The organism is Sebaldella sp. S0638 (genome assembly GCF_024158605.1).
Taxonomy (GTDB): Bacteria; Fusobacteriota; Fusobacteriia; order Fusobacteriales; family Leptotrichiaceae; genus Sebaldella.
In genome coordinates this window covers 96847-111829 of the sequence record NZ_JAMZGM010000001.1, presented here as the reverse complement: position 1 = coordinate 111829, position 14983 = coordinate 96847, and the positions used below count along the sequence as shown (strand labels likewise).

The window sequence follows — 14983 nt, the reverse complement described above, 5'->3', positions numbered from 1 at the left end:
GAAATAATTATAGAATATTAAGAAAAGATATTATGAATTAAACTTGTGAAGTTTTCGGAAAAGGATGTAGTAAATGGAGAATTTAACTTATCTTGAACGTATCAGGGAAGTCTATCCCAGATTAAAAGGTGTAGAAAAGAAAATAGCCGAGTATATAATGCAGAATCCGGAAAGGATTATAAAACTGTCAATTACAGAGCTTTCAGAGGAATGTCAGAGCGGGGAAGCCACTATTTTCAGAGTTTGTAAAAAGCTGGGATATAAAGGCTATCAGGAGCTGAAAATAAAAATAGCAAGTGAAGTCATAGAGCCTATAAAAGACATACATGAAGAAATAAATGAAAATGACAGTGCACTGGTAATAATGGAAAAAGTAATAAGATCCAGCATGTACTCACTGGAAAAAACAATGAAACTAAATAAAAGCACCCAGATAGAAAGGAGTGTTTCTTATCTGCTGAAAGCGGAAACCATTGCATTTTTCGGAATGGGCGGTTCGGCAGCACTTGCTTTTGACGGATATCATAAGTTTTTGCGTACAGGAAAAAGATGTGAATATCATTCGGATTCTCACCTGCAGGTTATGATGGCAGGGCTTTTGAAAAAAGACGACTGTATAATTGCAATATCAAATACCGGAAGCAATAAAGAACTCATAGACAATCTTGCTGTTGCCAAAGAAAACGGAGTAAATATAATAGCAATCACTTCTAATAATAAATCTCCCATTTCCAAAATTTCCGACGAAGTTTTGCTGAGTTACGGACAGGAGAGAAGTTTTAAAAGTGAAGCATCAGAATCAAAGATTAGTACACTTGCAATTATAGATACATTATTTGTGAATGTTTGTCTGAAAAATAAAGGGAAGTATATGGAAACTGTGGGAAAAATCAGAGAAGCCATTGCAAAAAAAAGATTTTAAGAAATTATTTATAAAAAAACAGGAGTTATCATTCAGAGATAACTCCTGTTTTTTATATAATCAGTTATTTTTAGAAGAAACCTTCAAGTCCCATTCTGTATTTATTTTGAAGTTCTACAGGCTCTGTTCCTACTTTGAATAATGCTGTTCTCTTATCTACATTATCTGTATCAAGAAGACCGGTTTTCAGGTCAATATCTCTCATAGAAAGATCCTTACTCTTAATATAGTCATCTATAAAGGCGAAATTACCAATTTCAAATCCTTCAAGATTAACAACAGACTGCATATAGTTTTTCCAGATAGGGGCTGCAGCAGCTCCTCCTGTCATACCTCCGCCCATAGATCTGTTGTCGTCATTACCGACATATACTATAGTAACCAGAGTAGGAGTATATCCTGTAAACCATGCAGAACCATAATCACTTGTAGTTCCTGTTTTTCCTGCTTCAGGAATCAGCTGTCCGTTTTTAAATACTTTTGCACTTTGTCCTGTACCATATTTTACTGCACTTTCAAGCATGAAAGTAATCAGTGCTACATCTTCCGGTTCGTATATTTTTACTTTTTCCTGTTCTTTCTTTGCATCGTAAATAACTTCACCATATTTATTTTCTATTTTATATATAAATATAGGTTTTACTCTGTAACCTCCGTTTGCAATAGCCGAGTAAGCTTTTGCCATATTAAGCGGGTTAGTGGTAATAGATCCCAGAGCCAGCGTAAGGTCTTTCGGGAAATCTCCGCCTTCTATACCGGCATCACGCCATATTTTTTCTACTTTATCTATACCTACCTGCTGCAGAAGCTTAACAGGTACAACGTTGTTTGAAATTTCAATAGCTTTCAGAAGGCTCATACCGCCTCTGAATTTCCTGTCATAGTTATTAGGGCTCCATCCCGGAGTAGTAAACGGTGAATCTTCTATAACTGTGTTCATAGGAATATTTTGCTGTATTGCAGCCAGATAAATAAATGGCTTATAAGATGAACCAGGCTGTCTTGTAGAACTTATAGCTCTGTTAAAGTCACCTTTTCTGTAATTCTTCCCGCCGACCATTGCTTTTACGAATCCTGTGTTAGGATCCATAGAAATTAAGGCACCGTTTAGTCTTTCACGTCTTTTTAGATTATAATTATTGTGAAAAGCTTTGTAAGCGGCTCTTTGCATATCCAGATCAACTGTGGTATATATTTTGTAACCGTCAAATAAGGCTTTTTGATCACTTTCGCTGATATTAAGTATTCTTTTTGCTTCACTGATAGCAATTGATGTAAATTCCGGAGCGTTGTTTGAAACTGAAATCTGTTCGTCTTCATTCAGATCATTATTTAAGTCGCTGTTTTTAGAAAGTACGATTTTCTGATTCAAAGCTTCTTCATATTGTGCTTCAGTAATAAACTTATACTTATACATTTGTGCAAGAACTACCTGCTGACGTTCTATTGCGTTTTTCATATTCTTTGTAGGTGAATATTTGGTAGGAGACTTAGGGATACTTGCGAGTATTGCAGCTTCTGCAATGGTAAGATCCTTAGGCTTTTTGTCAAAATATTTTCTGGCGGCATTTTTAATACCGTACGAACCATTTCCAAAATAAATTGTATTTAGATAATTTTCTAAAATCTCGTCTTTTGTATATCTTCTTTCTATCTCAATAGCAAGCAGTGCTTCTTTCAGCTTTCTGTCAAATGATCTTTCAGGTGAGAGGAAAGCATTTTTCGCAAGCTGCTGAGTAATGGAACTTCCACCTTCTTTGGCACTTCCGGTAACATTTGATAATACTGCCTTACCAAGTCTCATATAGTCAAATCCGTGGTGTGTTCTGAATTTTCTGTCTTCTATAGCAAGAAAAGCATTCTGAACATCAAGAGGTACTTCGTTAATATGAACCGGTGCTCTGTTTTCCAATGTGATAATATCCAGCTGGTTTCCATTAATGTCATAAATAACAGTAGGGGAAATAGGCTGATAGTTTTCAATAACTTCCGAATTTGGAAGCTCTTTCTTTACTTGATATACAAGAACCCCCACAGCAATAAGCAATGCTATAATTAGAAAAATAAATATTTTTATTGCTATAGATAATTTTGATTTCATTAAATCAACTCCCTTTTTACTTTTAACTGTCCGCATGCTGCAGCAATGTCCTGTCCTTTTGTCTCTCTCAGAGTTACATTGATATTATTATTTAATAAAATTCTATAAAATTCCTGCTGTTTTGCTTTGGAAGGAGTCTTGTAAGACTTTCCCGCAACTGGATTATAAGGAATCAGATTTACCAGACAGCTAAATTCTTTGAGAAACTTAGTAAGCTCGAAAGCGTCATTTTTACTGCAATTAAAATCATCAATAAGAATGTATTCAAAGCTTATACGTTTTTTAGTTTTCTTTTGGTAAGCCGAAAGGCTCTTTTTCAAATCCTTAAGAGGATATTTTTGGTTAACAGGCATAATTTTACTGCGATATTCATCTTTTACAGAGTGCAGGGATACTGCAAGATTAACCTGTGAATCCAGCTCTGTGAACTTTTCAATAAACGGAACAAGTCCGCTGGTAGAAACAGTAAAGTTTCTTTTGGAATAATATTGTCCGTCAGCACTGTTCAGAGTATCAATAGAATCCATAACATTGTCATAATTCAGGAAAGGTTCCCCCATTCCCATAAAGACAACATTATCGAGCTTATGACCTTTTTGGTTCAGATATTTCTGTACATAATAAAACTGCATCAAAATTTCGGAAATATCAAGATTTTTTTCAAATTTCATCGTGGCAGTAGCGCAGAATTCACATCCCAAAGCACAGCCGGCCTGTGATGAAACACAGAGAGTATAACGGTTTTTATGACCGATAAGAACGCTCTCAATCAAAACATTCCCCTGTAATTTAAATAAAAATTTTTCAGTATCATCATTCTCAGAAATCTGGTGATCCAATAATATTATTTCCGGTATAAAAAAATTTTTACTCAAAATATTTCTGTTCTCTTTTGATATATTGGAAAAATTATCAAAATTATCTTCCATTTTATTATGAAGCCAGTTAAATATCTGTTTAACATTATATTTTTTGAAATTTAGTTTTAATAGTTCTTTTTCCAGAGTATCGTATTTTAAGCCTGATATATTAATTTTTTCGATTATTATCACCTTCATATTTATGATATACATGATATTTTATCATAAAATGGATAAAAACAAAAGATAATTTGAAATTGAAACTGAAATTATGTATAATATAGGAAAGATTATTTAAAGGAGAAAAAAATGAGAAGATTCATGATCTTATTTTTGTCATTATTCGCAGCTGTATTTGCTTTCGCGGATATGCTGCATTCAGATTATCAGGTAAGTAATGACAGAGTCTATTTAATTAATCCGATTTTTTATGAGAATATAAAGGTTAAAGATGCAGATAACGGAAGATATGAAGTTATTGATACCGGGGATTTTAATTTTATTTCAAATTCCGGTAGAAGTATTACTTTTTCTCTGAAAAACGGTGAGCTTGCAGGAAATTTTACAGAGTATTATGAAAATGGATTGAAATTATCAGAGGGAAGTTATGTAAACGGAAAGAAAAATGGGAAATGGTATACCTATAATGACAGCGGCAGAAGATGGATACAGGAAACATACAAAGACGGGAGGCTGGACGGCGAGTATGTGGAGTTGTATTCTAATACAGGGCAGGAAAAGATAAAGGGTAATTATATAAATAACAGAAGAGAAGGTAAGTGGAATACTTATTATACCAACGGGCAGAAAGAGTCAGAAGGAAGCTATGAACGCAACCAGAAAGACGGAAGATGGACAACATGGTATAATTCAGGAATAAAGAAACTGGAAACTGAATATTCCAACGGTGAAATATCGGGAGATGATATAGCTTATTATGAAAACGGGAATGTTTTTTATAAAGGGAAGTACAGTAACGGAGAAGGAAGTGTTATTTCTTATTTCAGTTCGGGAGAACTGAAATTTGAAGGAAATTATAAGCTAAGAAAAAAAGAGGGTCTATGGAAATACTTTGATAAAAGTGGAAATATTGTAGCAACAGAAAATTACAACAATGGTATTTTGCAATATTAACATATTCTAAAAATCGGGAGGTATTTGTATGGGTATACTTGGTTCACTTATAGTGGGTGCAGTAGCTGGAATAATAGCAAAAGCACTAATGGGACAAAGATACAGTTTCATAGTAACAATTATTATTGGTTGTATAGGCGGTTTGATAGGAGGGCTTATATTCCGTGATACTTACGGGTTATTTGCACAAATATTGGTTTCAGCTGTGGGAGCCGTAATATTTTTACTGATTCTCGGCTTTTTTAAAAGAAAATTATGAATTGAGATATGGGGCTTTATGCCTGAATTAAGATGATCCGTGACTGGGTCGTCTTTTTTTGTGAATAATATGATGCAAGAGATTAATTTTATAACTTGAAATATATTATTATGTAATATAAAATAATATATGGTAGAATGTTGTATAGATTTATATAAAATTAAAAATATTTGAATAACTAGGGAGAAGAAAAATGAAATCAAGTCTGACAGAAGTAATAAAAAAAACAAATGAAGATACAATGAATAATATGGGTAAGTCCATAGTAGGATTCCTGATAAACTGGGGTGTTAATTTTGGAGTGGGGATGGCTGCACAGATTTTGATGCTTCTGGGATGTATATTTTTTATCTTTCAAAATATATGGAGCTATATAACAGGCAGTGTGATTATAGCAATATTGGGAATAATTTCACTGAGTCTCGCAGGAGTGATAGAATACGGATTATACATATTTTATCTGAAAATTACAAGAGGGGAAGAAACAACATACAGTACATTATTCTCCGGAAAAAATCATATAAAAAAAATAACTTTATTTCAGATTTTAAAATATGTAAAGTTTGGAATATATTTAATGCTGGGCTGTGCAGTAGTATTTGTACCGCATTGGCTTATCGGCCCCGGAAGAGATATTAATATATTTGAAACGATATATATTATACTCTTTAGTATATTTCTTATTATAAAACTTCAGATTTATAATTTTGGATATTACATTATTCATGATAATCCGGAAATTGGAATATTTGAAGTATTTAGGAGAATCAGAAGCCTGATAAAAGGGGAAACGGTAAATATACTGCTCGTGTTTTTGGTGTATATGCTTGTTATGATAATATCTTTATGTACGCTGTGGATAGGAATAATAATAGGAGTTCCTTATATAATGATACTATTTGCTAATTATTATAACAGCCTTGAAGATAAACAGGAAAAAGAATACTTATAATTTTTTCAGGAATAAATAATTTCAGACAGCCGCAAAAAATATAAACCAGAATAAAGCATAATATTATTTCATTTATTATAAAATTCAAAATAATATGATATAATCAAAAAAATAAATAATAAAGGAAGAAAAATGGGAAGAATAAAATATGACAAGATATATGAAGACCTTAAAAAGAAAATAGAGTTGGAAGTATACGGATATCAGCAATTACTCCCGTCTGAAAATAACCTTATAAAAGAATATACATGTTCACGTAATACATTAAGGAGGGCTGTGGCACAGCTGGCATCAATCGGTTATGTACAAAGCCTTCACGGCAAAGGTGTATGTGTAATATACGAGCAGCATAAGAAACCGGGTTTCATGCTTGGTGATGTTGAGAGTTTTAAAGAGGCAAGTATAAGAAACAGCAGGGAAAATAAAACAGAAGTCGTACACTTTTCAGAACTTACAGCTGATGAAGTTTTAAGCAGAAAAACCGGAATTCCAGCGGGAACTGAAATATACTATATCCAGAGAGTCAGATTTATGGACAGGCAGGCACTGATAATTGATCATAATTATTACAGAAAAGATATAGTAAAAGGGCTTACTCTTGAAATAGCGGAAAATTCCATATATGAATATATTGAAAATGAACTGAATGAAAAAGTAGTGACTACCAAGCGTATTATTACAGTGGAAAAAGCAACAGAGGATGATTTTAGATATCTGAATCTGCAGGACTATAACTGTGTAGCGGTGATAAGTAATTATACTTATAATGCCGAAGGGATTATGTTTGAATATACTCAGTCAAGACACAGACCTGATTATTTTATATTTTTTGGGCAGGCACAAAGAATAAAAAATACATGATTTGTATATGGGAATTCTTTAATTGATGCTTTTACAGACTTTTTTACAGTATAGGAAAATACAATGTTCTGTAAAAAAAATTGTAAAAGTATCTTTTTTTATGGCGTTTTAAGTGTTATAATAATAAAAAAATGATTGATGGCGGTTTTGTATGAAAGTAATATTGGATAAAAAGTTAATAAACGAAAACGGGCTGAAAGATTTTGATCTGGATCCTGTTAATAAAGATTTGGTCGCTGTGGGGAAAAAGCTGTATTTTGTATCGCCGGATTTTGAGGGAAATGTAAATGTAACAGAGCTCGGCGGGAAATTAAAAAATTTAGAAGCAGTAAAATTTATAAAGGAAGAAAATCAGCTGTTTGTATCGAATTCCTTTTTTGTTCTGACTATGAACGGGGATATTTATAAATATTATGACAGAAAACACAAAACTTCCAAAACAGTATTTTCAATGGAAAGAACACCTGATTATGTGAATTTCACCACAAACGGAAAGATAATATATCTGATGGATAATATTCTTCACTCATATAATCCTAATTCAGAAAGAACAATAAAAAAGGCTGTTATTAATGAAAAGAATGAAAACAGGGGAAAGTATAAAATTTATATTAACGGTGAAAATATAGTAGTAAAATATCGCGCCCTTCATTCACAGGAAAATACCATAAGTATTTTCGATGAAAAGCTCGAAGAAATTTTTAATATAAAAACAGTAAAAAACCATATATATTCCAGTATATCTGCTCTTCAGTATATAGCAGGAACAGAAGACGGAGAAGTGGAAATATGGGATGTAATCACTAAAGAACTTTATAATTCCGTAAAAGTAAGCGATTATCGCATATCTTATATAGAAAAAACCAAGGAAAATTACCTTTTGGGGCTTTCATCGGGAGAACTCCTGATAACAGACGAGAAATTCAGAATAGAGAAAAAACTCAGTCTTCATAAAGGCGATATTCTGAAAATAAAGGCTAATGACGAGAGAATATTTACACTTGGCATGGATTATAATATATTAAGTCTGAGAATACTTAGAGATGAAGATACAGATATTGAAAGACGGAATTTTATGGAAGAATACAAAATAAACGATGAATATTTTGATTTTTTTACATATGAAAGAGTGGAGTCTGTGAGAAACTTTATAAAAGAACTGAAAATGAAAAATATACCTTACAGCCCGAAAGAAAATCTCATATTCAGAGTATTTTCAGAGCCGCTTTCAGAACAAAAAGTATGCATGCCGGGAAAAGAACCTTATACACAGGGGAATACTGCCACAGGGCTTGCATTTGAGATGGAGAAAAATTCATGGATGGATCCTGAGGTAAATAATACTCTTAGAAATATTCTGAAATTACTTTACAAAACGTATATGGGAACTTCAAAAGATCTGAATTTTATAAGGGAAGATATAGAAAAGAGAAATTTTAACATTCTTCCTCCTGACAGATTATTTAAATACTGGGAAAAAAACGGAGTTCTTCTTTTGAATACAGCTTTGACAATATCCGAAACAAAAGCAGCAGACCATAGTAAGTTTTGGATACCTTTTACACAGGAACTTATGGAATTCATATCAGAAAGAAATAAAAATATAGTATATTTTTTATGGGGAAAAGATGTTCAGATATTTGAGAAGAGTATAAAAAGCGGAGAAATAATAAAAAATAATCATCCTTCTGCATGGGGAAATCCTGAGAATGAAAATGATTTTGTGAACAGCAAATCTTTTGAAAAAACAAAAGGGCTGGTAAACTGGCTTGGACATGAGGATCAGAGAAAAACTACGCTGTTTTAAAAAGAGAATATCAATATTGATTAAAAGGCTTTTATAAGGCCTTTTAATTATTTATATAAAATCAACAAGGGTTAATTTTTTATATCATAGAAAATCCAGTGTAAAAACTATTGTTTTTATATGGAAGTATAATGATTATTTCTTGTAAATTATATGTTAAAGTATTATAATAAAAATGTATTTAGGTGTTACAAAATAATATGATAAGAGGTGATTTTATCGTGAAAAAGGTGATATTAATGTTTATGACGTTATTGTCGGCAGGAACATTCAGTGCATCGTCAATAGCCTGTGTGGAAACATGGGAGCGTCCGAGACCTGAAGGTGTGGTAATAAAATCAGACGGTATATATTATGATAATAAAAAAGTAGATACTGATGTGGATAAACCAAAAATTTTGAAGAAAAAATATGATATTGAGAATTTTTATAGAATTGATAATGAGTTAAAACTGAATAAGCCCGGAGATGAGGATTATAAACCTGAAAATAACGAGTATTTTGTAACAGGTGGAAGACTTTATTATAAAAATTATCAGATAAATAAAAATAATTATAAAAGTCTTGCGGCAGTGGGGCAGATACGTTATTCCACAGGAGGACGGTGCAGTTCTTATACTGTATATAACGACATTATTAAAGCTGATAATTTATATATAATAAACGGAAACACATATGCTTCTATAAATAAATATATTTCTGATATTCTGGCAAATGAAAATGTGGAACTTCTTTATATTATGCTGGATAAGAGACTTACAGTATATAATTATTTTGATAATGGTTCCTTTATGAATAATTATGTGTATAATACATCTAAAAATATGTTTATAGCAGACGGAGTACAGGAAGTAAGAGATAAAAATTATAAAATTATAGATAAAACAATTTTTAAAAACGGAACGGGATATATGAAAGTATATGATGAAAGTCTGACTTTAGTAGAAGAAGGTAAATATGAAAATTCGAAAAGAGTAGGGGACTGGAAGTTATATTAATGTTTTAGCAGTACCGGAATAGTCAGAATAAAGAAGATTATTCCGGTTTTTTGTATTCTGAATATAAAAAGCCGATTGAATGAAGTAAACAGTTTATATTTTTTAGTACAAAAAAATTTTTTATGCCAAGTGAATTATGGTATAATATTACAAATAATAGATAATAAAAAACGGAATAAAGGAGAAAAAAATGCCAAGAGCTGTAATATTAGATACAAGCGCCATTATGTACAGAACACATTTTGCCCTTATGGGAATGAGAAATTCCAAGGGGAAAGCAACAGGAGCTACATATGGTTTTATAAATACCCTGAACCTGATAATAAAGGAATTTTCTCCTGATTATCTGGTAGCCTGTCTTGATGTGAAAAGATCAGAGCTTAAAAGAACTTCCGAACTGACAGAGTACAAGGCACACAGGGAAGATATGCCTGAAGAGCTAGTTTATCAGCTTCCTAAGATTATGGAAGTGCTGGATGCATACAATATACCTAAGTATAAAGTAGACGGATATGAAGCAGACGATGTTATTGCCACTCTTGCGAAGAAACTTTCCGATGATAATATGGAAGTATTTATTGTTACAGGAGATAAAGATCTTATGCAGCTTATAAAAGATAACGTAAATATAGCGCTTCTCGGAAAAGGTGACGGTAAAAGCCAGTTTAAGTACATTCAGACAGAGCAGGATGTAGTGGAGTATCTGGGAGTAAGACCTGATCAGGTAATTGATCTTTTTGGTCTTATGGGAGATAAATCCGACGGAATTCCGGGAGTACAGGGAATAGGACCTAAAACCGGTGTTGAATTAATATCAAAATATGGAAATCTTGAGACTTTATATGAAAATATAGATGAAATAAAAGGAAAAAGAAAAGAAAAACTGGAAAAGGAAAAGGAAAATGCATTTTTGAGCAGAGAACTGGCAACAGTTCATATGGAGCTTGATGTGGAGTATGATAAGGACAAGCTTAAATATGAGGAAAAAGATATGAATAAGCTCATTCCTCTGTATAAAGAGATGGAATTCAAGAGATTCCTTGAAGATGCAGAACGTGCAAGAAAGAATGCCAATCCGCTTCAGGGAACTTTATTTCAGACAGCGGTACAGGAAAAGAAACCTGCTGCGGAAGAAGTAAAGGAAGAAACTCCGTTTCAGTACGAGACAGCAGATACATTGGAGACGGCTGAGAAAATAATTGCGGCACTTGGTAATGAAGTAACTGTTTTTGATAATGAACTCGGGTTTGGGATTTCCAATAAGGAAAAAAACTATTATATTCCTGCGGAAATTATTACAGACAGAGCTGCTTTTTTGAAAAATTTTAAGGATAAAACTGTAAATGCATATAATATAAAAGACCTTTTTAAGGCCGGACTTGAGTATAAAGATTACTTTGATATTATGCTTGTATGGTATGTACTGGGGACAGAGGCTGCACAGGATCTGGAAAGCATAATTTTTTCAGAGTTTCAGGTACTTTTGGAAAAGTATGAAGTAGAGTTTAAGAAACAAAATATAAGTGAAGTTTCTTTAGAAAGAAAAGCGGAATTTCTTACAAAAAGATCTTATTATATGGCAAGGCTCAGAGACATTTTAGGAAACCGTCTGGAATCAGAAGGTCTTAATAATGTTTATGAAAATATAGAGAAAAAACTGGTTCCTGTTCTTGCTGATATGGAGAAAAAGGGAATACTGATAGACCCTGATTATTTTGAAAAATATGGAAGCGAGCTAAAAAATAATCTTGTTGAAATAGAGAAAAATATATATGAGCTTGCAGGTGAGGAATTTAATATTAATTCTCCTAAGCAGCTTTCAGAGATATTATTTGAGAAAATGATGCTTGATCCCGTGAAGAAAACCAAGACAGGATATTCTACAGATGTGGAAGTGCTTGAAGTGCTTGCAGCACAAGGTGTGGATGTAGCAGAGAAAATACTTGAATACAGAGGTTACACAAAGCTTCTTACGACATATGTAGAACCGCTTCCGAAGCTGGCAGACAAAGAAAACAGAATACACACAACTTTTCATCAGAACGGTACTGCCACAGGGAGGCTCTCTTCAAGTAATCCCAATATACAAAATATTCCCGTGAAAACTGATGAAGGAATAAAAATAAGAAGAGGTTTTGTTTCTCAGGAAGGCTGGAGTTTTATATCTTTTGACTATTCGCAGATCGAGCTGAGAGTTCTTGCGGAATTATCGGAAGACGGGACTCTTATACTGGCGTATCAGCAGAATAAAGACCTTCATGATCTTACAGCAAGAAAGCTGTTTTTTAAAACAGACGAAGAGCCTGTGAGCAGAGAGGAAAGAAGTATAGCCAAAGTAATAAACTTTAGTATTCTATATGGGAAAACTCCTTTCGGACTGTCAAAAGAACTAAAAATTCCTATGGGAGATGCGAAATTATATATAAATAAATATTTTGAAGAATATCCTAAGGTAAGAACATTTTTGAATAATGTACTTCAGGAAGCAAAGCTGAATGGTTTTGTAGAGACATTATACGGTACAAGAAGATACATTACCGGGATAAATTCGTCAAACAAAAATATAGAAGCACAGGCTGACAGAATGGCTGTAAATACTGTAGTTCAGGGAACAGCAGCTAATATTATAAAAATAGTAATGGTAAAGCTTTATGAGGAATTTAGGGATAAAGAAGACATAAATATGCTGCTTCAGGTACATGATGAACTTATCTTTGAAGTGAAAAACGAAGTTGTGGATAAGTATCTGAAAGAAATTGATAATATTATGGAAAATACAATAAAATTAAAGAATGTAAGACTTGCAGCAAATGGCAATGTAGGTAAAAACTGGGGAGAATTAAAGTAAAGATGAGGCATAAGCCTAAATTTCTTAGATTGCAGACGGAAGCGTGAAAATAATAAAACAAAGTATAAAGATATGAGTTATTTCCCGTTTTTGCATTTATAACCATAGTTTTAGCAATAATAAGCGGCTGGGCGGTTTATAATACAAATATAGATAGTATCAAAGTATTAAAGCCGCTCAGAATATGCTGTTCTCTATGGAAAGACAGGACAGTAAGGGACTGAGTAAGACGGGAATATATGTAAAACGGGCAAATAAAGCTGATGATCTATAAATGGAGGTTGGTATGACAGAAAAATCAATAAAAAAATTCAGTGAACTTACTCTGGATGAATTATATGATATTTTGAAGCTGAGAACGGATATATTTGTAGTGGAACAAAACTGTCCTTACGGGGAACTGGATAATAAAGATAAAGAATCAATACATATTTTTTATAAAGATAACGGGGAAATAACAGCTTATCTGCGTATTATACCAAAGTTTCTCTCTTATGATTCTGTATCAATGGGAAGGATCTGTGTAAAGAAAGAATTTAGAAGCCGTAAACTCGGCAGAGTGATAGTAAAAGACGCTATAGATTACATAGAAAAAGAGATGAATGAGTACATTATTACAATAGGGGCACAGGAATATCTGAAAGACTTTTATGCATCTTTTGATTTTAAGCCGATATCAGGTGTATATGATGAAGACGGGATAAAACATCTGGATATGCAGAGAAAATGCCCGGGAATGCCAGAATAAAAGTCAAATGAAGGAGTAAAAATGGAACTGATTATAAAAAAATACAGTGATCTCACTCTGGATGAGCTTTACGGATTAATAGAAGCCAGAATAGAAGTTTTTATAGTGGGACAGATAGGGGCATATCAGGATCTTGATTTTAAGGACATGGAAAGCTATCATCTTATGTACAAAGAGGGAAAAGAAGTGACGGCATATCTTAGAATAGTACCAAAAGGTGTGGGTTATGACAAAATTTCCTTTGGAAGGGTTCTGGTGAAGGAAAAGCACAGAGGTAAGCAGCTCGGAAGGGCAATAGTGGAAAGCGCAGTAAAATTTATCACAGAGGAACTAAAAGAAAAAGAGATAAAAATAGGAGCACAGAAATATCTGGAAAAATTTTATGAATCATGCGGATTCAAAACCGTATCAGATACTTATGATATTTTAGGGATAGAGCATGTAGATATGATTTACAAATTATCATAATATTATAAATATAAACAAACAATAATTAAAATCAGAATTTAACGACAGGGGAAAAAAATGTTTTCGAAGATAATGGTTATAAATATGTACTTTATATTGGGATATTTTATGAAAAAAATAAAAATATTAAAAGAAGAAGACGGAAATACACTGTTGAAAATGGCATTTTACATATTTCTTCCGGCAATTCTGTTCCAGTCAATAAGAAAAATAGATTTTACACCGGGTTATCTGGCTTATCCCTTGATAATCCTTTTGATCCAGCTGATAATTGCAGCTGTGGTTCTGACATATTTAAAAGCAAAAAATACAGAAAAAGATACTATGAAAATAATAGCCGGCTTTTTTGCAATGGCAAATATAGGATTTTTATATCCTTTTTATATATCAATATTCGGCGACGAAAATGTATGGAGGCTGGGTCTTTTGGACTTTGGCAACTCCATATTTATTTATGCAATATCTTATTCTTATATAGTAGGGGCAGAGCGAAAAAGAGATCTGGCGAGAAAAGTGTTTTTTGCACCGGGAATAGTAGCCTTGATTCTTGCTTTGATATGTAATTTTGCAGGGATAAAATTTTTTGCACCAATTGAGGAATTTTTGAATCAGCTTGGTAATCTTACAGGCTTTTCAATGCTGTTTTCTCTGGGACTGTTTTTTAATTTCAGATTCGGTGAATTAAAAGAAAGTCTGAAAATAGTCCTTTCTAAAGAAATTGTGAAGTTTGTGCTTCTGATAATAATCTATAATCTGAATATAGATTATTATACTAAAGGTGCATTTATGCTGGTAACAGTATCGCCCGCAGCTTCAAGCCTGCTGAATTTTGCATTGTTTGCCAAACTGGATACAAAGTTTGTATCAAAGCTTATTTCTATATCAATGATACTTTCATTTATAGAAATACCGATTGTCGTTTATTTTCTTCAAAAACTTCAGTATTAACGGTATGAATTAAGAATTTCCTTCCTGGAAACAAGGGGGATTTTTTATTATAATAATTTTTTAGGTCATAAAATCGT

13 protein-coding genes are annotated in these 14983 nt (G+C 32.7%); 11 read left to right on the top strand and 2 right to left on the bottom strand.

Features of this window, described 5'->3' with window-relative positions:
- The first annotated feature begins 73 nt into the window (after positions 1-73).
- Positions 74-922: a MurR/RpiR family transcriptional regulator gene (locus tag NK213_RS00505; RefSeq protein WP_253345972.1), complete on the top strand. Its 849-nt coding sequence runs from the start codon at positions 74-76 to the stop codon at positions 920-922.
- 70 nt (positions 923-992) lie between these two features.
- Here the strand turns inward: NK213_RS00505 and NK213_RS00500 are convergent, their stop codons facing one another.
- Entirely contained in the window at positions 993-3023 is a 2031-nt protein-coding gene (locus tag NK213_RS00500; protein WP_253345971.1) for a transglycosylase domain-containing protein, read from the bottom strand.
- A complete protein-coding gene (gene rlmN, locus NK213_RS00495) occupies positions 3023-4096 on the bottom strand; it encodes a 23S rRNA (adenine(2503)-C(2))-methyltransferase RlmN (RefSeq protein ID WP_253345970.1) in 1074 nt (357 codons plus the stop codon). Before rlmN ends, NK213_RS00500 begins: the two co-directional genes overlap by 1 nt.
- A 96-nt stretch (positions 4097-4192) precedes the next feature.
- Here rlmN and NK213_RS00490 point away from each other — a divergent pair, with 96 nt between their 5' ends.
- The 10 genes from NK213_RS00490 (at position 4193) to NK213_RS00445 (ending at position 14906) form a co-directional block, all read left to right on the top strand.
- Positions 4193-5017 (top strand): toxin-antitoxin system YwqK family antitoxin, encoded by an 825-nt coding sequence (locus NK213_RS00490; RefSeq protein ID WP_253345969.1) that lies wholly within the window; start codon positions 4193-4195, stop codon positions 5015-5017.
- 28 nt (positions 5018-5045) lie between these two features.
- Positions 5046-5276 (top strand): GlsB/YeaQ/YmgE family stress response membrane protein, encoded by a 231-nt coding sequence (locus NK213_RS00485; RefSeq protein ID WP_253345968.1) that lies wholly within the window; start codon positions 5046-5048, stop codon positions 5274-5276.
- Positions 5277-5469: 193 nt separating this feature from the next.
- Positions 5470-6228, top strand: a complete 759-nt coding sequence (locus NK213_RS00480) for a hypothetical protein (RefSeq protein WP_253345967.1) — start codon at positions 5470-5472, stop codon at positions 6226-6228.
- Between the two features lie 132 nt (positions 6229-6360).
- The gene (locus NK213_RS00475) at positions 6361-7089 is read left to right on the top strand and encodes a UTRA domain-containing protein (protein WP_253345966.1); all 729 of its coding nucleotides are present in this window, start codon (positions 6361-6363) and stop codon (positions 7087-7089) included.
- A 151-nt stretch (positions 7090-7240) separates the two neighbouring features.
- The gene (locus NK213_RS00470; RefSeq protein WP_253345965.1) at positions 7241-8896 is read left to right on the top strand and encodes a uracil-DNA glycosylase; all 1656 of its coding nucleotides are present in this window, start codon (positions 7241-7243) and stop codon (positions 8894-8896) included.
- Positions 8897-9117: 221 nt separating this feature from the next.
- A complete protein-coding gene (locus NK213_RS00465; protein WP_253345964.1) occupies positions 9118-9894 on the top strand; it encodes a hypothetical protein in 777 nt (258 codons plus the stop codon).
- Between the two features lie 190 nt (positions 9895-10084).
- A complete protein-coding gene (polA, locus tag NK213_RS00460) occupies positions 10085-12742 on the top strand; it encodes a DNA polymerase I (RefSeq protein ID WP_253345963.1) in 2658 nt (885 codons plus the stop codon).
- Positions 12743-13028: 286 nt separating this feature from the next.
- Positions 13029-13490, top strand: coding sequence for a GNAT family N-acetyltransferase (locus tag NK213_RS00455; protein WP_253345962.1), 462 nt, complete (start codon positions 13029-13031; stop codon positions 13488-13490).
- 21 nt (positions 13491-13511) lie between these two features.
- Positions 13512-13958: a GNAT family N-acetyltransferase gene (locus NK213_RS00450; protein ID WP_253345961.1), complete on the top strand. Its 447-nt coding sequence runs from the start codon at positions 13512-13514 to the stop codon at positions 13956-13958.
- A gap of 57 nt (positions 13959-14015) precedes the next feature.
- A complete protein-coding gene (locus NK213_RS00445; protein WP_253345960.1) occupies positions 14016-14906 on the top strand; it encodes an AEC family transporter in 891 nt (296 codons plus the stop codon).
- The last annotated feature ends 77 nt before the right edge of the window (positions 14907-14983 follow it).